Genomic DNA, 19,869 nt, shown 5'->3' with positions numbered 1-19,869 from the left:
AACTATTCGAGGATTATGGGCACGCGCAACATGCCCTCCTGCGCCACGGTGGCCAGAAGTACGCCGTCGCGGCTGAAAATGCTACCGGTGGCGAGGCCGCGACCGCCCTGCGCGCTCGGCGAATCCTGCACGTAGAGCAGCCATTCGTCGACCCGGCCGAAGCGGTGCCACCACATGGCGTGGTCGAGGCTCGCGACCTTGAGGCCCGGCGAGGCCCATGCGACGCCGTGCCGACGCAAGATCGGTTCCATGATCGAGTAATCGCTCGCGTAGGCGAGCGCGGCGCGATGCACGTCGGGGTCGTCCGGCAGCGGCGAAAACGTCTTCATCCATACGGCCTGACGCGAGGTGTGCTCGCCATTGACCTTGAGGTAGATCGGAGAGGGAACGTGGCGCATATCGAAGGGGCGCTCGCTTGCCCAGTAGCGCGCCACCGAATGGTCGATGTGCGCGAGCGAATCGGATGCCGTCGGCAGGCTTTCTGGGTCGGGAATGTCTGCCGGCATCTCGATGTGGTGCTCCAGGCCTTCATCGGCGTCCTGGAACGAGGCAATCATCGACAGGATCGGCACACCGTCCTGATAGCACTGGGTGCGGCGGGTCGAAAACGAGCGTCCGTCGTGAATGCGTTCGACCGAAAAGGTGATCGGCTGGTTGACATCACCGGGGCGCAGAAAATAGCCGTGCATCGAGTGCACATGGCGTTCATCGGGCACGGTCCGCATCGCGGCGACGAGGGACTGGGCCAGAACTTGCCCGCCGAAGACGCGACCGAGCGGCATCCACTGGGAAGGGCCGGTGAAGATGTCTTCGTTGGTGCGGGCTCCGGTGTCGGTCAGATCGAGAACAGCCAGAAGGCCTTCCATCGGCTTGTGCATGCTGTCTCCTCTGGCAAGTTTGCGTGCGCGGCCAACGGTCGTGGCGCATCTTGGTAGTTTAGAAGGTGATGAGCCAGTCATTCACTCTTACCGATTCCCAGTCCCTCAGCGATCTGATCGTGTTTCTGTCACGGTCCGGTCGCGTTCTCGATGGTTCCGTGCGCTTGATCGCATCGGAGGGGGTGATCGCGGTGTACACCGCGATCTTCTACCCGCGCGGCCTGCTCGATGTCAGCCCGACCGTGCTCGGCTTGCGCACCTTTGCGTTGACCACGCCGGTCGATCTCGACAAGGTCGTGCCGGTGCGTTCCCTGATCGAGCGCCTCAAACGGCTCGAATCGACGACCAGCAACCTGACCCTGCCGGTGACGGTGACAGTTCCCCTCGAGGTGAACACCGTGACCTGGGCCGGAATCTCGCCGCCCAAGGGGGGCTGGGACCGGCACGGGCAGACGACGGCCGCGCATCTCGAAGCCGCCGCCCGCGCCGGCATCGACGAGGTCGCTGCGGCGATTCCGGAAGGAACCGGCGAAATGATCGTCGAGCGGGTGCGCGCCGAAGTGTGGGGCCGTCAGGTCGATGGACTCGAATTCGTGCCGACCGGCGCCGGGTTTGCCGCGTTCAGCCTCGGCTTTCTCGCTGCCGACGAACCGGTGCAGCTCTACGAGTCGGGCCTGTGGACCCGCCTCAGCACGAGTCGCGGTCACGTTTTGGTGCGGCGCAAGCCCTGGACCCTCCAGCCGTAGCAACGATCACCCCGGAGGCTTGTGCTGCTGGCCGTCTCGGTCGGGCGTCATGCTTCCCGGGGTCTTAAGCGCGCCCTATCTCGTGGCCGGGCCAGCGGATCGCTGCGATCTCATCTGCGTTGATCATGCGACTGCCGCTGTATTCCATACTCGTTCCGTTCTCTCGCCCGCAAGAAATTCTTCAAGAACGGATGCCCGCGCTCCCCAGCCACAGACTATGGCACGGCACACGCAGTCAACCCTGCAGTGCCGGTCAAGTTGATCTACGTGAGCGATATCGTGGAGCAATGCTCCACCTGACGCCCACGACTCCCCAGGATCTCGACGAAGTGACCGAGTTCCTTCGACTCGCTGACCTGACGCTCAGTGGGCTCAATTCCCCCTCCGTGCGACTGTGGACGTCACGCGACGCAGAAACCGGACGCATCGTCGCCAGCACCGGCTACGAGCGCAGCGACGACAACCATCACGTCCTCATTCGCAGCGTTGCTGTCGATCCGGCACTCCGAGGTCGCGGCAAGGGCCTCGAATTGGCGCGCTTCGCGCTGGACCGAGCCGACGAATCCGGAGCAACTCGAGCCTGGCTCTTCAGCCGACGATCCGGCCCGTTCTGGCACAAGGTCGGCTTCGTCTCGGCAGACAGGAACGAACTCGCGATCGCACTCGCGTCAACGCATCAGGTGCGGCTCTTTACAGAATCCGGGCAGCTCCAACGCGAAGTGGCGTGGAGCCGACTTCTCTAGCGAGATCCGCCCAACGCCATCCAGGGGTTCAACCGTAAGTGGACCCCCCTGCGGCACGTCCGCCCGTGGTGCGCCCGGGGCTGGTGCTAATGAACGTCAGGAAGCATCATTGACGAATGGCAGACGATGATGACATTGAGCTGGCGCTGATTGCGGCACACGATGCTGAGTACCGCAGGACGTTCGTGCCTCCGGTTCCACTTCCTGATGACGTGCTTCGCGCGGCCGCGGGGTCCGATGACGTCTCTGTGAGGTGGCAGCTTGGCGCTTACCCATTTGTGTTGCCGGCTGACGTGTTCCTAGCCTTGATCGATGACCCCGAAGAGGCAGTACGGGAGTCCACAGTCAGGCATTGGGCGGCGACAACGAGTCAGCTTGAGCTCGCGCTGGCGATGCGGCCGGAGCTCGAAGAACAGTTGATCTTCCATGATCACGCACCGCGCAGATTGATGGACCGGCGTCCGGTCGGCGTCGCTGATGGCCCGCTACGTCGGCACTACCTCGATCAGCACGGCGCGAGTGAAACTGAGCGCGGCAAGTTTCAGTCGTTGTGCGACGATTGCCCGAGTGAAGAGCAGCTCACCGTGACTCTCGGAGATTTGTGGGAAATCGTCCACACGGGGTGATCGTCCGGAGATAACCGTCAAAGAAGGATCCAGGCTCGTCATCATTGCCGTTAGCGCGCGTACCAGAGGCGGTACCTTGATCGAGACAATGTCAAGCCAGAAGGAATGTACGCAGTGCGATGATCCGGGAGTCGAATGAATCGAGGTGTCCGTCGGGGGACGCCCCGGCGAGATCAACTCGTTTCACGTCTCGGCCGCGGTTGATGAACTCAGCCGCTTCTTGAGCGGTGAACATCCCCGGTTCTGCGTAGACGACAAGAGACGGCGCAGTGACGTTCTCCCATTCAGCCCAGCGGGGTCGGAGGACACTGTTCATGGTTGCGACCATGACGTCTGCGTTGAACCTCGGCCAGAGTCCATTGATCCGGACGCCAGAGCCAACGTTCACTCCGAAACGGCGCCCGATGCCCGTAAGCCCTGACCGAGAAAATGCCTGATCAAGGGGGCTGACCGGTACACACAATAAGCTTGACCAGGATGCTTATAGGGTACCCGCGTATCAACGGGGTAGCCCGGTCAACCGTTTACCGTGCAATCCAGCGCGCCGGCGCCACTGCCGGTTTGATTCGAAAAAAGCTTCACCGTGCAGCGCCGGAACCCGCACCGGTGCAGCCTAAACGTGAATTTCCGTATCGATCCTCTTCAGCCCCCTTCTCTCGTCGTCCGGCCGGTCTCGGTGGCAGAATCGGTGGCCAGCAGTGCCGCCCAGACGTCGGCGCGCGCCGGAAACGACCCCAGGTCGCGGGCGAGCAACTGCTCTGCCTGCTGAATGCGGGCACGCACCGTGTGTCGGTGCACGCCGAGCTGGTCGGCGGCGGCCCCGAACTGCCCATTGCAGAGCAACCAGGCGTGCAGGGTGGCGAGTAGTTCCGTGCCGTGGGTCTGGTCGTGGGCGAGGACCGGGGCGAGCGTGGCCAGGCCGACCTCGCGGGCATCCGTTCTGGCCAGCAGCGCGAGCACGCCCTGCCGCGCGACGACGTCAAAACCGATCACGCCCACGGCGCCCTCCCGCGCCCGGGCGAGCGCCTGCTGGGCTTGGTCGAGGCCCCGAGGCAGCTGGCGATACTCGGTTGGCTCCGAGAGGCCGGCGTGCAACTCAAACAGCGTGCACAGGTCCGAGAGGATGCCGTCGGCCGCCCGGTCGAGACAGAGCACGATGGTGTCCTCCTGGCGGGCGAAGAACAGTTGCCCTGGAGAGTCCTCGACGCGCAGCTCCAGGTACTCCGTGATGGCGTCGCGGCGCGCGGCCGGCGCGTCAACGACCGCGACCAGCACCGGCCCGACCGGAAGTGCACCCCACATCTGCCGGGAAATCTGATCCACCAGTTTCTGGTCACCGCCGAGCAGGGTGTGCATCAGCCCGGAGCGCAGCAGCCCCTGCGCGCGATCGAGGGCGTTGTTCTGCTCGAGGGCGAGACCGGCGAGGGCGATCACGCTCGTAACGACCTCGGTGCTTGCCTGGTCGAGGGCACGCGGCCCGCCCAACGCGAGCACGCCGCGTAGGTGGTCGTGCCCGCCGAGGGTCTGCAGGGAAAGCGTCTCGCCGCCGGCCTCGACGCTGCTGCTCGATCGCTTGCCGCGCCCGAGCAGGCGGCGGGCCTCGTGCTGCACGGTCGCGCGGGTGTCGGGGGCTGCGCTGAACGTCTCGCGGGGAAACACCCGATCGAGGGTACCGCTCGCGTCGAACAGCGCGACCCAGTGGCCGAGCTGGTTCGACAGCTCGGCGAGGGTCGCGCTCAAACCGTCGGGGCGGAGTGCGGCGAGCGCGATCGCACGCTGTGCCCGCAACGCCCAGGTCGCCCCGGCGTAGCGATCCTCGGCGACGAGGTCGCCGGCCGCTCGCGCCACGGCAATGAACGGTGTGCGATACGGCACCTCGAACAGGGGAAGGCCGAGCGATTGGCAGGCGGCGAGCAGCCCCTCCGGGGTGCCGTTGCGAATGACCTCGGTACCGAAACCGAGCGCGGTGAGGCCTCGGTCGCGCAAGCGCTGCACATAGCGGCGGTAGTCGGCATCCGCTTTCGGATCGGTGCCGAACTGGGTGCCGGTGGTGAGCAGCACCTGGTCGGCGGACAGGAAGGGGGTGGGGTCGACGAGGTCGGAGCTGTGTACCCACTCCACCGGTGCCTCGAGCGCGACCGGTTCGGCGATGCCGAGCACAGTCAGACCGAGCTGGGGATCAGCAAGCAGGCGGCGCAGTGTGGGGAGCATGGGAGGCCTTATACAGATTGGAGAGCTCGGTGGCCCCAACTATACAACCCGGCTATGTTGCGGCGGCCCGGTGTTGCCTAGCATTGCTCCGTGCTGCAAATGGCACAGTGCTCCCATGGCACAGCGGTATCGTCCCGCGATGCCGCCCGTCGTTTTGGATCGGAAACTCTGATGACCTTCCTGGATACCCCTCGCCCCACCAGCACACCGGTTGGTGGCCCCCAGCTGGCGCAGGAACGCAAGCTCGTCACGAGCATCCCCGGCCCGAAATCACGCGCGCTGAGCCAACGCAAGGCCCAGGCCGTGTCGGCCGGCGTCGGGATCACGCTGCCGGTGTACGTGGTGGCCGCCGGCGGGGGCGTTGTCGTCGACGTCGATGGCAACTCGCTCATCGACCTGGGATCCGGCATCGCCGTGACCGGCGTTGGTAACAGCGCGCCGCGCGTGGTGGCGGCCGTGGCCGCGCAGCTGGCCCAGTTCACCCACACCTGTTTCACCGTGGCGCCCTACGACTCCTACATCGAGGTTGCCGAAGCCCTGAACCGCCTCACCCCCGGTGACCATGAGAAGCGCAGCGTGTTGTTCAACTCCGGCGCCGAAGCGGTGGAGAACGCCGTCAAGATCGCCCGGCACTTCACCGGAAGGCAGGCCGTCGTCGCCTTCGACCATGCCTATCACGGCCGCACCAACCTCACGATGGGGCTGACCGCCAAGAACCAGCCGTACAAGAACGGTTTTGGCCCTTTCGCTCCCGAGGTGTACCGAGCGCCCATGTCGTACCCGTTGCGCGACGGCGGCCTGGACGGCGTCGTAGCGGCGAACCGGGCCATCTCGCAGATTGAGAAGCAGATCGGCGCGAGCAACCTCGCCGCCATCATCATCGAACCCATTCAGGGCGAGGGTGGCTTCATCGTTCCAGCTCAGGGATTCCTGGCCACTCTGCTGGCCTGGTGCCGCGCCAACGAAGTCATCTTCATCGCTGACGAAATTCAGACCGGCTTCGCCCGCACCGGCCACATGTTCGCCTGTGAACACGAGGGCATCGTGCCCGACCTGATCTGCACCGCGAAGGGGATCGCCGGCGGCCTGCCACTGTCGGCGGTTACCGGGCGCGCCGACATCATGGATTCGCCCCAGGCCGGCGGCCTCGGCGGCACCTACGGCGGCAACCCGCTCGCCTGCGCCGCAGCGCTCGCCACCATCGACACCTACGAGAGCGACCACCTGGTTGAACGAGCCGTCGCCATCGGAGCCATCCTGAACGAGCGGCTCGGCGCGCTCGCCGCCACCGACTCGCGCATTATCGAGGTGCGGGGCCGCGGCGCCATGATCGCCATCGAACTCGTCGACCCCGCCACGGGGGAGCCGGATGCCGCCCTGACCGGTCGGGTCATCGCCGCCGCCCACGCCCAGGGCGTCATCCTGCTGGGCTGTGGAACGTACGGCAACGTCATCCGCTTTCTGCCGCCGCTCAGCATTCCGGACCATTTGCTGCTCGAGGGCCTGCAGGTTATCGCCGACGCACTGGCTGAGACACTGGCCGTCGCATGAGCGCCGTGACCCTCACCGGCCAGCCGGCAGCGCAGGGCAGCGCAGAGCTGCTGGCCCGCGTGCCCGACCAACTGTACATCAACGGCCAGTGGGTGAACGGGACCGGGGAGCCGTTTGCGGTGACCGACCCGGCGACTGGGCAGGTTCTCAAACAGATTCAAAACGCATCCGTCGCCGATGGTGCCCGAGCCCTCGACGCAGCGGTTGCCGCAGCGGATGTCTGGGCAGCGACCCCGGCGCGGGTGCGCGCGGAGATTCTGCGCCGCGCCTTCGACCTGCTGCAGGAGCGTCGGGAGAATTTCGCCACGCTCATGACGCTCGAAATGGGCAAGCCGATTGCCGAAGCCAACGGTGAAGTCACCTACGGCGGCGAGTTTCTGCGCTGGTTCAGCGAGGAAGCCGTGCGTATCAGCGGCCGGTACGGTGCCAACCCGGAGGGGACCGGCACGATGGTCGTCACCCAGCGGCCGGTGGGCCCGTGTTACCTGATTACGCCGTGGAACTTTCCGCTCGCCATGGCCACTCGCAAGATTGCCCCGGCGCTCGCTGCGGGCTGTACCGTGGTCGTGAAACCGGCCGAGCTGACCCCGCTGACCACGCTGCTGTTCGTGCAGTTGTTAGCGGATGCCGGCGTGCCGGCCGGCGTGGTGAACGTCATTACGACGACCCGGTCGCAGGCGGTGTCGGCCCCGATCATCGCCGACCCCCGGTTGCGCAAGCTCAGCTTCACCGGGTCGACCGGCGTCGGGCGTGCCCTGATCGCCCAGGCCGCCCAGAACGTGCTGCGCACCTCGATGGAACTCGGTGGCAATGCCCCCTTCCTAGTGTTCGCCGACGCCGACCTCGAGCAGGCCGTCACCGGCGCCATGCTCGCGAAGTTCCGCAACACCGGCCAGGCCTGCACGGCCGCCAACCGGTTCATCGTGCACGCGTCTGTGGCCGATGAGTTCGCCCGTCGACTGACCGAGCGGGTCAATGCCCTCGTGTCGGGACCCGGCATCGATCCCACGGTGAGCTTCGGGCCGCTCGTGACCGAGGCGGCCGTCGACAACGTGGCTGCCCTCGTGCAGGACGCCCTCGCGCGCGGCGCCACGCTGCTCACCGGCGGCATCCGCTCAGAGGGGCCCGGCTCGTTCTACGCCCCCACTGTGCTGACCGGAGTGAGCGCCGACAGCCGCCTCGTGCTGGAGGAAATCTTTGGACCGGTCGTCGGCATCCAAACTTTTGAAACAGATGAAGAGGCCATCGAAATGGCAAATAACACCGAATATGGTCTGATCGGTTACGTTTTTACCACCGATATCAACCGTGGGCACCGTATGATCGAGAGTATCGATACCGGAATGATGGGCCTGAACACCGGCCTGGTTTCCAATGCCGCAGCACCATTCGGCGGCGTCAAACAGTCCGGGCTCGGCCGTGAGGGCGGCCTTGAAGGCATCAACGAATACCTCTCGACCAAGTACACCCTCATTCCCTCGTCATAACTCAGTCAACACAGGAGCAACCATGACCACGATTGATCGTGACGTCGTCATAATCGGCGCCGGGGCATCCGGTCTCACCGCCGCCACGGCATTGCAGAAGGCCGGCCTCAGTGTCGCGGTGCTCGAAGCCCGCGATCGGGTCGGCGGGCGGCTGTGGACCCATGAGATCGAGGGTGCCATGCTCGAGATCGGTGGTCAGTGGGTCTCGCCCGACCAGCACGCCCTCAAGACCACCCTGGCCGAGTTGGGCCTCAAGACCTACCCGCGCTACCGGGCTGGCCGCAACGTGTACATCAACGGTTCCGGCGTGGTCAGCCGGTTCGACGGTGAGATATTTCCGGTTCCAGCCGGCACCGAGGCACAGATCCTTGGCCTGATCGAGAAACTCGACGCCCTCGTGGCCGAGATCAACCCTGATTCCCCGTGGGAGCACCCGCTCGCCAAAGAATTGGACGAGGTCTCCTTCAGCCGCTGGCTGGAGACCCAGACCGACGATCAGGAGGCCCGCGACAACATGGGCATGTTCATTGCCGGGGCCATGCTCACCAAGCCCGCGCACGCCTTCTCGGCGTTGCAGGCGCTGCTCATGGCGGCCAGCGCCGGGTCGTTCAGCAACCTCGTCGATGCCGATTTCATTCTGGACGAGCGCGTGGTCGGCGGGTTGCAGCAGGTTCCGCTGCTGCTGGCCGAGAAGCTTGGCGGCGATGTCTATCTCGGGCAGCCGGTGCGCAGCCTGACCTGGGAGGAGGACGGGGTCATTGTCGTTGCCGACGGTATGACGGTCACCGCCCGGCACGCGATCGTGGCGGTTCCGCCGCCCCTGATCAGTCGGATCAGCTTCGACCCGCCCCTGCCGCGCCGCCAGCAGCAGCTGCACCAGCACCTCTCCATGGGTTTCGTGATCAAGGTGCACGCCGTCTACGAGACGCCGTTCTGGCGCGCCGACGATCTCTCGGGCACCGCGTTCAGCCCGTACGAGCTCGTGCATGAGGCCTACGACAACACCAATTTTGAGGACCCACGCGGCACCCTGGTCGGTTTCGTCTCCGATGAAGAAGCGGATGCCGTCTTCGCGCTGACCGCGCTCGAGCGCAAGGCCCGCATTCTCGAGTCGCTCTCGCACTACTACGGCGAGCAGGCGCTGCACCCGGTCGTCTATTACGAAAGCGACTGGGGCTCCGAGGAATGGACCCGCGGCGCCTACGCGGCGAGCTTCGATATGGGCGGACTGGCCCGGTACGGCGCCGAACTGCGCAGTCCCGTCGGCCCGATCTCGTTCTCCTGCAGCGACATGGCCGGCAAGGGTTACCAGCACGTGGACGGGGCGATCCGGGTCGGGCAGGAATCCGCTGCGGCGATCCTTGCCACGCGCGTGGTCGCGTGAGGTTTCTGGTCGGCTACACGGCGACCTCGGGGGGAGCGGATGCCCTCGCCCTCGGCGTGCGTCTTGCCCGCGCGCCCGGCGCCGAACTCGACGTGGTCCTCGTTCTCAATGCGGGGGACCGGGCGACGCTCACCCCCACCGATCCCAGCTACGACCGGCTGCTGCTCGAGACGGCCGAGGGCTGGCTGGCCGAAGCGCTCACCCTGGTACCCGCCGGAATTTCGGTGCGCACCCACCTCGAACACGCCGATTCCTTCACCCAGGGGCTGCTCGCCGCCGCCGCTCGGCTGCAGGCGAACCTGATCGTCGTCGGCGCGGCAACCCACGGCCTGCTCGGACGCTTCGCGATCGGCAGCGTCGCCGGCGGCCTGCTGCACTCCTCCCACGTCCCCGTTGCCCTTGCCCCTGAAGGCACCCGGGTGATGGGTACCGACGAGCCGATCCGCCGGGTCACCTGCGCGGTCGGCACCAAGCCGGGAGCCGACGGACTACTGACGGCCGGCATCCTCTTGGCGCGCACAGTGGATGCCCCCCTGCGGTTGGTTTCCCTCGTCGCGATCGATCGTCCCGGCGCCGACGATCAGACGATCGTATTGGCCGCCGACCATGCCCAGGCAGTGCTCGACTACGCCACCGACCACCTGATGGACGGGCTGGAGGTGACCGCCAGCGTCGCCTCCGGCAGCAGCATCGAGCACGCCGTGCGCGGACTGCCCTGGGAACCGACCGAGGTCTGCCTGGTCGGCTCCAGCCGGCTGGCCCAGCCCCATCGCCTCTTTCTGGGTTCCATCGCGGCCAAGATGCTGCGCGAACTGCCGGTGCCCCTGATCGTGGTGCCCCGAGATTTCACCGTGCCGCCCGATGCCACCGTGACGACCGAATTCACCGAGACGGTGGGGAAGTAAATACAACATGACGCTACAAATCAACGCCAGTGAAGCCGTTGAAAAACCGACGGGGGGAATCTCCAAGAAGGGGCTGAGCGCTGGCTCGGTCGGACTGGTCGGCGCCGTCATCATCGGCATCTCCTGCATCGCTCCGGCCTACACCCTGACCGGTGCACTCGGACCTACCGTGGCTGAAGTCGGTTTGCAGCTGCCGGCGATCTTCGTCGCCGGATTCATTCCGATGCTGCTGGTCGCCCTCGGCTACCGCGAGCTGAACAAGGCCATGCCGGACAGCGGCACCTCGTTCACCTGGGCGACGCGGGCATTCGGGCCATGGATCGGCTGGATGGCCGGCTGGGGCCTGATCGCCGCAACCGTCGTCGTGCTGAGCAACCTCGCCGGAATCGCCGTCGACTTCTTCTATCTGATGCTCTCGCAGATCTTCGGTAACAGCGCCGAGATCGCGGGGCTCGCCGGAAACCCGCTCATCAACGTCGGAACCTGCCTGGTGTTCATTCTGATCGCAACCTGGATTAGCTACCGGGACATGCAGACCACCCAGAAGGTGCAGTACTGGTTGGTCGGCTTTCAGCTGATCGTGCTGGTCGGATTCGGCATCATGGCCTTCGTGCACATCGCCAATGGCACCGCGTTCGACCCGACGCCGGTCTCGCTGTCGTGGTTCAACCCCTTCGCTGTCACCACGTTCTCCGCCTTTGCGGCCGGCCTGAGCCTGTCGATCTTCATCTTCTGGGGCTGGGACGTCACCCTGACCATGTCGGAGGAGACCAAGGGCTCGCGCTCGACTCCCGGCCGGGCTGCCACGCTCACCGTGATCATCGTCATGGTGCTTTACCTGTTCGTCGCCATTGCGGCCATCTCGTTTGCCGGTGTCGGCGGTGTGGGCGTTGGCCTCGGCAACCCGGAGATTCAGGGCAATGTGTTCTTCGCGCTGGCCGGCCCGGCACTGGGCCCGTTCGCCGTGCTCATGTCGATTGCCGTACTCTCCAGCTCGGCCGCCTCGCTGCAATCCACCTTCGTCTCCCCTGCACGCACCCTGCTCGCCATGGGCCACTACGGCGCATTGCCGCCGGCCTACGCGAGGGTCAGCCCGCGCTTCTTCACTCCCGGATACGCCACCATCGCCTCCGCTGTCGTCGCAGCCGGCTTCTACACGATCATGCGTTTCGTCAGCGAAGATGTGCTCTGGGACACCATTACGACCCTCGGCATGATGATCTGCTTCTACTACGGTCTGACCGCGTTCGCCTGCGTCTGGTATTTTCGCCGGCAGTGGTTCGCCACCGTGCGCAACGCCTTCTTCACCTTCTTGTTTCCCCTGGTCGGCGGCATCATCCTGGCGGTGCTGTTCTGCACCACCCTGGTCGACAGCATGGACCCGAACTACGGCAGCGGCTCCGAGATCTTCGGGCTGGGTCTGGTCTTCGTGCTCGGCATGGCTATTTTGCTGATCGGTGTTGTCATCATGATCGTGCAGTCGCGGGTACGCCCGGCGTTCTTCCGCGGCGAGACGCTCAGCCTGGCTGCGCCGCGCTTTGGCGAGCGGGAGGAATAGCCGCGCTGCGGCATCCGCTGAGTAAAAGCGGATGCCGCACAAGCTGGTGTCCACCTAGTACTATGACGGCGTTTATTTTTGGCTGCATCGGCGGTTTGATCGGCTCTCCTGACGAAACCGTGGGTCCGTTGGGAGCGCCTTAACGGCCGCACGCCGCTCTCCGCCTAGGTTTCTAACTGTCAAAGGTAAGAAACTTACGAAGGGAAAAAGCGGCGTGCCAACCCTAAAAATATGGCGAACCCTCCTCGGTGTCGAGAGCACGTTCGTCGAGGACATCAATCTTGATCTGGAGGGCAGGATTTTGATCGCGTCGGTGCGTCCGATGGCGCCGAGGCGGAACCGATGCGGGTCCTGTCAGAAACGCAGCCCACGCTACGACCTCGGTGACGGGCGGCGTCGCTGGCGAGGGTTAGACGTGGGCTCAATTCGAGTTCACCTCGAAGCCGACGCACCCCGAGTGTCCTGCCGCGTCCACGGCGTCGCCGTCGCCGCCGTCCCCTGGGCTCGGCACCAAAGCGGCCAAACGATGTTCTTTGACGACCAGGTCGCGTGGCTGGCCACGCAAACGTCCAAGACCGCCATCACCGTGCTGATGCGCATCGCGTGGCGCACCGTCGGCGCAATCATCACCCGGGTCTGGGCCGATACCGAAAAGCAGTACGACCAGTTCGCGGACCTGACGCGGATCGGGATCGACGAGATCAGTTACAAGCGCGGCCACAAGTATTTGACCCGTGTCGTCGACCACGATTCCGGCCGTCTTGTGTGGGCCGCACCGGGTCAAGACAAAGCCACTTTCGCGACGTTCTTTGACGCGTTAGGGCCGGAGCATTCAGCGCAGATCACGCATGTTTCCGCGGACGGCGCGGCTTGGATCGCCAGTGTTGTCGCGGAGAAAGCGCCCAACGCCGTTCGGTGCGCTGATCCGTTCCACGTCGTGAAATGGGCAACCGAAGCCCTCGATGAGGTCTGCCGAACTGCGTGGAATGATGCTCGCAAAGCCGCCCGCCAAAACGATGCCCGACGCACCCGTGGCCGACCTGCCGTCGATGCTCCAGCTCGCCCGGACAGCGCCCGAGCTGCCGGCATCAAGAACTGCCGTTACGCCCTCTGGAAGAACCCGGAAAACCTGACCTAGAAGCAGCAAGCCAAGCTCGCCTGGATCGTGCAGACCGACCCCCGCTTGGCACGCGCCTACTACCTGAAGGAAGGCCTCCTGGTGATCTTCAAACTGCCCCTCGACGAAGCGACCGAAGCCCTCGACAAATGGGTCGGCTGGGCCCGACGCTGCCGCATTCCGTCCTTCGTGAAACTGCAGAAGAGCATCGTCAAGCACCGCACCGCGATCCTCGCGTCCATCGAACACGGCCTCTCCAACGGCCGCGTCGAATCCATGAACACCAAGATCCGCCTCATGACCCGCATCGCCTACGGCTTCACATCACCCGACGCCCTCATCGCCCACGCCATGCTCAGCCTCGGCGGGCACAAACCCGTGTTTCCCGGACGAAATTAACGGGTGTGTTCCGTCCTAGGGTCGGTGTTCGGCCGCGTCCCAGGCCTGGCCCGGTGTCATGGAGCCGGGCAACGCTTGGTGCCGGCGACGGTAGTTGTAATAGTTGCGGTATCCACGATGAGGGTGGCGAGCTGCTCGAGGCTCTCCGGGGCGCGGGCATCGAGGAACCGCAGCAGCGTCTGGTGGCTGCGTTCGTTTTTCCCTTGCGTCTGCGGGTGGCCGCCCCGGCCGCTGATCCCCAAGCACCCACGGTCGGCCAAGAAGCGTTCCGTCGCCGAGATGTTGCCGCGCCGGCTCTGGTTGAAAGCGGTCCCGTTGTCGCTGAGCAACTCTTTGGGCACGCCGTGATCGTCGATCGCGGCGCTCAGGGTGATGATGGCATCGGTGCCGTTCTCGGGCTCGGCGAAGCACATGCTGCCCACGTCGAAACGGGTGGAATCATCCAGCAGCTGGTAGACCGTCACTTTCGAGGCCAGCTCGGTCGCCAGGCGATACTCGAATGCATCCAGCTGCCACATCTCCATCGCCGACGAGCGCGCGAACCGCAGCCAGGCCGTCCGTGGCCGTTTACGCGGGTTGGCCTTCGTCACGCCGGAGGATGACAGGATCCGGGCGATGGTCGCCACCGACGGAACCGGTTGACTGAATTCATTCGTGTTCACACCGGTGAACTAGATCGATTTGGGACCGTTATCCCAGCCATCCTTTTCCAGCCGAGCACGGATGCGCAGGACAATTTCCGTCGTCTTCTTGTCGAACGTCCGCACCGGATTCTTTGGTGCCGACGAGTGCGGATTCAGCGCCTTATTCCCCTCCTGAAGGAAGCGTCGCCGGATATCATAAACGACGGCCGGCTGATATTCAGACGTTGGCAGATTTCGGAAATACTGGGGCCATCGGCGGCAAGAGGATCAAATTCGATAATCTGGCGGCGGACGAAAGGTGGGAGAGATTTGGGCACTCTCCATCAAAACCGAGGCCACGTGAGGATTTCGTCCACTGCTCAACGTGTATGCAAGGTCGTAAGACACCCTGTAAACAACGTCCTGAGACATAGTGCCAACAAGGTCATGAGACAGGCTGTAAACACTGTGCTGGGACCACACATACTAAGTCGCCGGACTAGCGCTACCATCAGGATTTACTCCCCAGACTACTCGCCATTTTCATTCTGGTGCCGCGGGAATTCTTGACTTGATGCGCGGGTGATGCGCGGGCGTTTCGATCAGTGCACTCAGGTGATCCTTCGATGCGTCCTCATGCGGCGTTGGCGTACCCGGGCAGCAGGTCTCACCAACGATCTGGAGGGCGTCGTGGAATCCGCTTTGAACGCCCATGCGGTTTTTGCGGTACTCCGCGACCCCGGGGGTCAGACCCCACGAGTTGGCTGGGCGCATGAGTGAGGCCGCTTCTTCCACCACTCTCGCTTTAGATAAGCTGAGGATGGTGACATCACCAGCCCACCGACACGCGCAAACAAAACACCGAAGCTGCGGTTCACCGAAGAATAATGAGCCGACAACTGACTCAGGTCTCCAACAGAAAGGGAGACAACGTGTCTGTAAGCCTCAGGTTCTTCGCGACCCGTCGGTCATGTATCCCAGCGACTCCCGCGGCCAGGAAATAGAGAAGGATCATCGGAATTGCCAACATGAACATAGAGACGATGTCGGCGGCGGGCGTGGCGACGGCCGTGAAGAGTACAATCACCACAAGGGCTATGCGCCAGGATTTGATGATCGACACTGCACTCAGAATCCCGATGAAATTAAGCAAGACGATAAATACCGGGAGGACAAAAGCGATCCCGATAGCGAGAACTAGCTTCAGTACGAAGTCGTAGTAGGGCTTGGCCTCGATGAATGCGGCATCTTGAGCGGGCGCAAAACTTGTCATGAGTGCAACGATTTGTGGCAGAACAAACCAGCCTGAGATGCACCCGGCCAGGAAGAGAGGCACGGCCGTGAAGAAAAAACCGAACGTGTAGCGCTTCTCCTTTTTTGTTAAACCGGGAACCAGAAAGGCAAAAATCTGAAAAAGCCAGATCGGGCTGGAGACCACGGCACCGACGGTGAGTGCAATTTGAAGCTTGAGATCGAAAGCGCTCGTTATGTCAGCGAAGTTCAGTGTGGCAGAACGGTTTTGAGCCGTTGCGATGAGGCTCACCGGCACTCGCAGGCTGTTCATCACGAAATCGGAAAGAATCCAGCCCGCCGCGGCGCCCGCGAGCAGCCCGAAGGCTGATTTGAAGAGCCTTTTGCGCAGTTCAATTAGGTGATGGGCAAGTGACATTCGACTTTTTTCGGCCGTGGTCTCTGTTTTGTCTGTGCTCATGTGTTGTCTGTGTTCATGTGTTGTCTGTGTTCATGTGTTGTCTGCGTTCATGCGCAGGATTTAGTCGGCTCGGCGAGGGGATGCGAAGTTCGGAGAAATGTGCACGCTCTTAAACAAGAGGGGAATTACTGCTCGGGGACGCGGATGCCTCGGTCGATGAGGTTGCGAGCAGTTCGTCGTCGGCACGTTTGGCGTCTGGCTTGATCTCGTTCTTGAAGATTTTCATCGACTGCCCGAGGCTGCGCGCCAGCATCGGAATTTTTGGTGCACCGAAGAGGAGCAGAACGACGGCGAGGATGATGACGGCGTGCCATCCGTTGAGATTTGCAAGCATGAGCTGGACCCTTCGATCGTTTTGAGCGCTGTGTGCGGTGACGTAGAGACTATCTGTGATGGTGATCTGATGTCTAGTGGTCTGCGTGTTATGGTGTCAACATGTTTGGATTAACCTTCGACAAATTAGTCATCATTGGCGTGATCGCCGCGTTCCTTATTGGGCCGGAACGGCTGCCGCTCTACACGGCCAATCTTGCTCAGCTGGTCAAGCGAGGTAGGTCCATGGCCAATGGTGCCAAGGGTCGATTCACTGAAGAGCTGGGGGAGGATGCCCAGGATCTCGATTGGAAAAAGCTCGATCCGCGCCAATATGACCCGCGCCGCATCGTGAGTGAAGCTCTGGATCCGCGTGATCCGTCGTGAATTTTCAAAAATAGTTTGACTGATTCGCCTCAACTGTGTCATAGTTCAGACCACCAGACCATTAGATAACCTACCTCGGTAGTATCTCGAATAGAAAAGAGACAATGTTGTCCTCGCTTGATTTCACCTACGAGAACATTGACAAAGTAATTAACCGGTCCACGTGGGTCGCTCCCACGATCGACCCGAAGAAGACGATGCTGCTTGTGCTCGACATGCAGAAGGCGTGTGCCGAGGTTGGCGGTGCCATGTACATCGAGAGCGTTGGCGGCGCTCCGGAGGGCAAAGACACGGTACAGCCGGTCGTGAACGTGCTGAATGCTTGCCGGGAAGCGGGCATCCCCGTCGTCTGGTCCCTCTGGGGCTTGCGTGGCGATGGAAAAGACGCTGGGTACGCCGATGTCAAGTGGGGCCTCGAAGGCCAGCTTGCAGGCTTCCCCGGATCATGGGGAAATGGTGGCGATGAACTCGTCGACGAACTCGTTCCGGCTCCCGACGAGCCTGTGATGCGCAAGCACCGTTTTTCTTCTTTCTTCGGTACTCCGCTGAACGAGTACATGCGCCGCGCGGGAGCAGACACGCTCGTCGTGGCCGGCCTGTCCAGCGGAAACTGCCAGATTGCAACGGCCATCGATGGCGCCAACCAGGACTACAAGATCGTCGTCCTGGCCGACACAACCGCAGCTATCCCGTCTGGTCAGGACGACCCGCTGGGCTACGGCCAGCACTGGGAGGCTCTGCGCAATATTCAGGCCAATCACGGTGACGTGCGCACGAGCATTGAGTTTCTCAAGATGCTGGCGAAATAAGGCGCCAGCCTCTCACCCCGTGTGACCCCACAACTCGCGATAAAAAGGACTCCCAGAAATGACACTTTCCGGAAAAAAAGTTGCCCTGCTGATCGAGGACGAATACCAGATCCTCGAAGGTTGGTACCCCAAACTCCGCCTCGAAGAGGCCGGGGCGACCGTTGTCGTCGTCGGCAGCGGAACCAAGAAGAGCTATGACTCCAAAGAGCACTACCCCATGGACGTCGACGCAGACGCCGCTGACGTGACGTCGGCAGATTTCGACGCCGTCGTCGTGCCGGGCGGATTTGCGCCCGACAATATGCGACTGCACCCCGAGATGATCTCCCTCGTTCGTAACGCCCACGAGTCGGGCAAGCTGGTCGCCGCCATCTGCCACGGTGGCTGGGTCCTCGCGTCAGCCGGAGTGCTCAAAAACGGTCGTAAGGTTACCGGTTACCTGCCGATCAAGGACGATGTGGAAAACGCAGGGGGAGTCTGGGTTGACGAAGCAGTCGTCATTGACGGCAACGTCATCACCTCCCGAACTCCGATCGACCTGCCTGCCTTCGGAGCGGCTCTCGTTACGTACCTCGAGACCCACTAGGCGCGCACTGGGGAAGCTGAGTTGCCGGTTCGATCATTTCGCCGGCAACTCAGCGTCTAGTCAACACCAGACAACACTTCCGCGTGGATCACTGACGACGCGGTAAAAAGTGATCAAGAAGTTCACAAAACCGTCTCAAGGAAGAGAAAATCATGCTGAATCGGAAGAAGCCCGAGCCTGTAGACGCGATCGTCGTGGGACTTGGCGCCAACGGTGGCACCGCTGTCAAGGTGCTGGCCGAGGCAGGACTGAAGGTAGTGGGCTTTGACCGTGGCCCGTGGCTGCGACCCCTGGAACATTATTCCGGCGATGAACTCAAGTTCGTCAACCGTGACTACATGTGGCCGGACCCGAAAATGTTCCCCCGAACCGTGCGCTACGACGAAAACGCCGTGGCAGAAAGATTCCCCTTTTCACCGACCCCGCAGATGGTCGGTGGAGGAACAAACCACTGGGCCGGCTGGGTGCCGCGCCCGCGCGAGTCTGACTTCATGATGCGCTCCCTCCACGGCGAGATCGAAGGCGCAAGTCTCGCCGACTGGCCCTTCCGCTACGAACACCTGGAGCCCTACCTCACCAAGGTTGAGTGGGCCTTCGGCGTCTCCGGTATCGCGGGGGCCGACAAGTACGAACCGTACCGCAGCAAGGGCTATCCCAGCCCGCCGCTCCGACCGACCCAGTACGGCAAGCGTTTCTACGATGCCTGCAACAAAATGGGCATTAACGCCTTTCCTATTCCGCATGCCATGGTTACGAACAAACACAACGGTCGTGACCCCTTTAATCAGACCAGTTTCTGGAACCAGTATGGCGATCCCAGTGGCGCCCGCTCCAACACGCTGACCTCTTTTATCCCGGAAGCCGTGGCCACGGGAAACCTGGAAGTCCGCGCCGAGTGCTTCGTGCAGTCGGTGAAGTTGGGTCATGATGGCAAAGCCACCGGTGTCGTTTACATCGACCCGGATGGAAACGAAGTAGAGCAGGATGCACGCGTCGTGATTTTGACGCTTGGTGCCATTGAATCCGCGCGCCTCATGCTCATGTCCAAGTCGCCTCGGTTTCCCGATGGTCTGGCCAACGGCAGTGGCTTGGTCGGCAAGAACGCCACCTTCCACGAATACCTCTTTGCGGTGGGTTTGTTCGATAAAGACATCGACGAGCCGCTGAACGGATTTGCCGGCAACTACATCAGCGGCGGATCGTTGGAATTCTATGAGACCGACGAAAACCGTGGTCACATCGGTGGTTCCATCATCTCCGCCTCGCAGACCTGCCACCCCATCAACTGGGTCTTTCCGGGCCGGCCGAGCTGGGGCGAAGCGTTGAAAGACGCGGACCGCAACTACTACAACTACGCCATGAAGATCGGCCTGATTCTGCACGACCTGCCGGTGGAATCCAATCGGGTAGATCTTGACCCCACGGTGAAAGATGCCTTTGGTCGGCCGGTTGCACGCATTACACACAGTCCCCACCGCAACGACATCGCGATGGGTAAATGGCAAGTAGACAAGAACGTTGAGATTCTGGAGGCGGCCGGGGCACGCAAGACCGTCCCTGTCTATCTGGACAAGATGACCGGCAACACGTGCCACCAGCACGGCACTGCGCGCATGGGCACCGACCCGGCCAAGAGCGTGCTGAATGAATGGGGTCAGGCCCACGAAGTGGACAATCTCTTCGTTCTCGACGGCTCCGGCTTCCCGACGGCCACTGGTGTCAACCCGACGTTGACCATGATGGCCAACGCCTGGCGGTGCAGTGAATACATTGCCCAGGTCTATTCCAAGGGACGCGAAGAACGTCTCATTCTCTCGAACACCAAGCGCTGAGACA

Annotated in this window: 17 protein-coding genes and 2 pseudogenes; 13 read left to right on the top strand and 6 right to left on the bottom strand. The window is 62.9% G+C overall.

Annotation, left to right across the window (positions count from 1 at the left end; genetic code table 11):
* Window positions 1–2 precede the first annotated feature (2 nt).
* On the bottom strand, window positions 3–878 hold the full coding sequence (locus tag E3O11_RS07135; RefSeq protein WP_233195428.1) for an acyl-CoA thioesterase: 876 nt from the start codon (window positions 876–878) through the stop codon (window positions 3–5).
* A 68-nt stretch (window positions 879–946) separates the two neighbouring features.
* On the opposite strand from E3O11_RS07135, the gene E3O11_RS07130 reads away from it, so the two are divergent.
* From E3O11_RS07130 to E3O11_RS07120, 3 genes are all read left to right on the top strand, one after another.
* A complete protein-coding gene (locus tag E3O11_RS07130) occupies window positions 947–1,624 on the top strand; it encodes a DUF8185 domain-containing protein (protein ID WP_092450954.1) in 678 nt (225 codons plus the stop codon).
* A 287-nt stretch (window positions 1,625–1,911) separates the two neighbouring features.
* Window positions 1,912–2,367: a GNAT family N-acetyltransferase gene (locus E3O11_RS07125; protein WP_092450952.1), complete on the top strand. Its 456-nt coding sequence runs from the start codon at window positions 1,912–1,914 to the stop codon at window positions 2,365–2,367.
* A 116-nt stretch (window positions 2,368–2,483) separates the two neighbouring features.
* Entirely contained in the window at window positions 2,484–2,993 is a 510-nt protein-coding gene (locus E3O11_RS07120; protein WP_092450951.1) for a hypothetical protein, read from the top strand.
* 91 nt (window positions 2,994–3,084) lie between these two features.
* Here E3O11_RS07120 and E3O11_RS07115 read toward each other — a convergent pair whose 3' ends face one another.
* Both E3O11_RS07115 and E3O11_RS07110 read right to left on the bottom strand, forming a co-directional pair.
* Complete coding sequence (locus E3O11_RS07115; RefSeq protein ID WP_134495458.1) at window positions 3,085–3,309, bottom strand: hypothetical protein; 225 nt, start codon at window positions 3,307–3,309, stop codon at window positions 3,085–3,087.
* Between the two features lie 326 nt (window positions 3,310–3,635).
* The gene (locus E3O11_RS07110; protein WP_092450948.1) at window positions 3,636–5,204 is read right to left on the bottom strand and encodes a PucR family transcriptional regulator; all 1,569 of its coding nucleotides are present in this window, start codon (window positions 5,202–5,204) and stop codon (window positions 3,636–3,638) included.
* Between the two features lie 171 nt (window positions 5,205–5,375).
* Between E3O11_RS07110 and gabT the strand changes: the two genes are divergently transcribed.
* The 6 genes and pseudogenes from gabT to E3O11_RS07080 all read left to right on the top strand — a co-directional run bounded on the left by gabT (window position 5,376) and on the right by E3O11_RS07080 (window position 13,605).
* Complete coding sequence (gabT, locus tag E3O11_RS07105) at window positions 5,376–6,755, top strand: 4-aminobutyrate--2-oxoglutarate transaminase (RefSeq protein ID WP_092450946.1); 1,380 nt, start codon at window positions 5,376–5,378, stop codon at window positions 6,753–6,755.
* Window positions 6,752–8,242, top strand: a complete 1,491-nt coding sequence (locus E3O11_RS07100; protein ID WP_092450944.1) for an NAD-dependent succinate-semialdehyde dehydrogenase — start codon at window positions 6,752–6,754, stop codon at window positions 8,240–8,242. Before gabT ends, E3O11_RS07100 begins: the two co-directional genes overlap by 4 nt.
* Before the next feature lie 22 nt (window positions 8,243–8,264).
* Window positions 8,265–9,626 carry a flavin monoamine oxidase family protein gene (locus E3O11_RS07095; RefSeq protein ID WP_092450942.1) on the top strand — a complete coding sequence of 454 codons (1,362 nt, stop codon included), beginning with the start codon at window positions 8,265–8,267 and terminating at the stop codon, window positions 9,624–9,626.
* A complete protein-coding gene (locus E3O11_RS07090; protein ID WP_092450940.1) occupies window positions 9,623–10,531 on the top strand; it encodes a universal stress protein in 909 nt (302 codons plus the stop codon). Before E3O11_RS07095 ends, E3O11_RS07090 begins: the two co-directional genes overlap by 4 nt.
* A gap of 7 nt (window positions 10,532–10,538) precedes the next feature.
* A complete protein-coding gene (locus E3O11_RS07085) occupies window positions 10,539–12,089 on the top strand; it encodes an APC family permease (RefSeq protein ID WP_092450938.1) in 1,551 nt (516 codons plus the stop codon).
* Window positions 12,090–12,303: 214 nt separating this feature from the next.
* A pseudogene (locus E3O11_RS07080) lies at window positions 12,304–13,605 on the top strand (ISL3 family transposase).
* 21 nt (window positions 13,606–13,626) lie between these two features.
* On the opposite strand, the pseudogene E3O11_RS18090 reads toward E3O11_RS07080, so the two are convergent.
* The 3 genes and pseudogenes from E3O11_RS18090 to tatA all read right to left on the bottom strand — a co-directional run.
* Window positions 13,627–14,566 (bottom strand): annotated as a pseudogene (locus E3O11_RS18090) (integrase core domain-containing protein); the annotation flags it as partial.
* A 566-nt stretch (window positions 14,567–15,132) separates the two neighbouring features.
* Window positions 15,133–15,897: a twin-arginine translocase subunit TatC gene (gene tatC / locus E3O11_RS07070; RefSeq protein ID WP_092450933.1), complete on the bottom strand. Its 765-nt coding sequence runs from the start codon at window positions 15,895–15,897 to the stop codon at window positions 15,133–15,135.
* 151 nt (window positions 15,898–16,048) lie between these two features.
* Window positions 16,049–16,273 (bottom strand): twin-arginine translocase TatA/TatE family subunit, encoded by a 225-nt coding sequence (tatA, locus tag E3O11_RS07065; RefSeq protein ID WP_092450931.1) that lies wholly within the window; start codon window positions 16,271–16,273, stop codon window positions 16,049–16,051.
* A 101-nt stretch (window positions 16,274–16,374) separates the two neighbouring features.
* Here tatA and E3O11_RS07060 point away from each other — a divergent pair, with 101 nt between their 5' ends.
* The 4 genes from E3O11_RS07060 (at window position 16,375) to E3O11_RS07045 (ending at window position 19,865) form a co-directional block, all read left to right on the top strand.
* Window positions 16,375–16,638: a twin-arginine translocase TatA/TatE family subunit gene (locus E3O11_RS07060; protein WP_134476717.1), complete on the top strand. Its 264-nt coding sequence runs from the start codon at window positions 16,375–16,377 to the stop codon at window positions 16,636–16,638.
* Window positions 16,639–16,742: 104 nt separating this feature from the next.
* Window positions 16,743–17,447 carry a cysteine hydrolase family protein gene (locus E3O11_RS07055; protein WP_092450927.1) on the top strand — a complete coding sequence of 235 codons (705 nt, stop codon included), beginning with the start codon at window positions 16,743–16,745 and terminating at the stop codon, window positions 17,445–17,447.
* 58 nt (window positions 17,448–17,505) lie between these two features.
* Window positions 17,506–18,033: a type 1 glutamine amidotransferase domain-containing protein gene (locus E3O11_RS07050; protein ID WP_092450925.1), complete on the top strand. Its 528-nt coding sequence runs from the start codon at window positions 17,506–17,508 to the stop codon at window positions 18,031–18,033.
* A gap of 152 nt (window positions 18,034–18,185) precedes the next feature.
* Window positions 18,186–19,865 (top strand): GMC family oxidoreductase, encoded by a 1,680-nt coding sequence (locus E3O11_RS07045; protein ID WP_092450921.1) that lies wholly within the window; start codon window positions 18,186–18,188, stop codon window positions 19,863–19,865.
* Window positions 19,866–19,869: the final 4 nt, after the last annotated feature.

Source organism: Cryobacterium levicorallinum (assembly GCF_004402405.1).
Lineage (GTDB): Bacteria > Actinomycetota > Actinomycetes > Actinomycetales > Microbacteriaceae > Cryobacterium > Cryobacterium levicorallinum.
Note: the sequence above shows the minus strand (reverse complement) of the source record. Positions and strands in the feature narration are given on the sequence as shown.

Coding starts and splice junctions, on each gene's coding strand:
- tatC (WP_092450933.1), bottom strand. CDS start 15,897: ATGTCACTTGCCCATCACCTAATTGAACTGCGCAAAAGGCTCTTCAAA.
- gabT (WP_092450946.1), top strand. CDS start 5,376: ATGACCTTCCTGGATACCCCTCGCCCCACCAGCACACCGGTTGGTGGC.
- tatA (WP_092450931.1), bottom strand. CDS start 16,273: ATGCTTGCAAATCTCAACGGATGGCACGCCGTCATCATCCTCGCCGTC.
- E3O11_RS07045 (WP_092450921.1), top strand. CDS start 18,186: ATGCTGAATCGGAAGAAGCCCGAGCCTGTAGACGCGATCGTCGTGGGA.
- E3O11_RS07100 (WP_092450944.1), top strand. CDS start 6,752: ATGAGCGCCGTGACCCTCACCGGCCAGCCGGCAGCGCAGGGCAGCGCA.
- E3O11_RS07095 (WP_092450942.1), top strand. CDS start 8,265: ATGACCACGATTGATCGTGACGTCGTCATAATCGGCGCCGGGGCATCC.
- E3O11_RS07125 (WP_092450952.1), top strand. CDS start 1,912: ATGCTCCACCTGACGCCCACGACTCCCCAGGATCTCGACGAAGTGACC.
- E3O11_RS07120 (WP_092450951.1), top strand. CDS start 2,484: ATGGCAGACGATGATGACATTGAGCTGGCGCTGATTGCGGCACACGAT.
- E3O11_RS07055 (WP_092450927.1), top strand. CDS start 16,743: ATGTTGTCCTCGCTTGATTTCACCTACGAGAACATTGACAAAGTAATT.
- E3O11_RS07130 (WP_092450954.1), top strand. CDS start 947: ATGAGCCAGTCATTCACTCTTACCGATTCCCAGTCCCTCAGCGATCTG.
- E3O11_RS07050 (WP_092450925.1), top strand. CDS start 17,506: ATGACACTTTCCGGAAAAAAAGTTGCCCTGCTGATCGAGGACGAATAC.
- E3O11_RS07135 (WP_233195428.1), bottom strand. CDS start 878: ATGCACAAGCCGATGGAAGGCCTTCTGGCTGTTCTCGATCTGACCGAC.
- E3O11_RS07060 (WP_134476717.1), top strand. CDS start 16,375: ATGTTTGGATTAACCTTCGACAAATTAGTCATCATTGGCGTGATCGCC.
- E3O11_RS07115 (WP_134495458.1), bottom strand. CDS start 3,309: ATGAACAGTGTCCTCCGACCCCGCTGGGCTGAATGGGAGAACGTCACT.
- E3O11_RS07110 (WP_092450948.1), bottom strand. CDS start 5,204: ATGCTCCCCACACTGCGCCGCCTGCTTGCTGATCCCCAGCTCGGTCTG.
- E3O11_RS07085 (WP_092450938.1), top strand. CDS start 10,539: ATGACGCTACAAATCAACGCCAGTGAAGCCGTTGAAAAACCGACGGGG.